Source organism: Pantoea sp. SIMBA_079 (assembly GCF_046940275.1).
GTDB lineage: Bacteria > Pseudomonadota > Gammaproteobacteria > Enterobacterales > Enterobacteriaceae > Pantoea > Pantoea borealis.
In genome coordinates, this window is sequence record NZ_JAWRYR010000573.1 from 1 (window position 1) to 257 (window position 257).

The following is a 257-nucleotide window of genomic DNA, read 5'->3' on the forward strand; positions in this document are numbered from 1 at the left end:
GGGTTCGTTCGAATTGGCCCTCTTGGTTGTAATAGTCGGCTATTAAGCTATCGACCGACAGTCCGGACACGCCAGCCTCACCGGCAGCGGTCTCAGCAGTAGCTCTCGCCTGAGCAGCTTCCGTCTGGGACTTCTGGAGTTCCTGAGAAGCGGCCTTCTGTTCCTGCTGCATTCGGAGCTGTGTCGCGGCATAGTTATCAGTCGCAGCCCGGTTCGCCTCAATACGGTTGTTCTCGTACTGCTGCTGCTGGGCTTCG

1 protein-coding gene is annotated in these 257 nt (G+C 58.0%); it reads right to left on the bottom strand.

The window, feature by feature from the left end; genetic code table 11:
• Positions 1–257 (bottom strand): hypothetical protein (locus SB719_RS21245; RefSeq protein WP_412159902.1); only part of this gene is annotated, 257 nt, incomplete at both ends.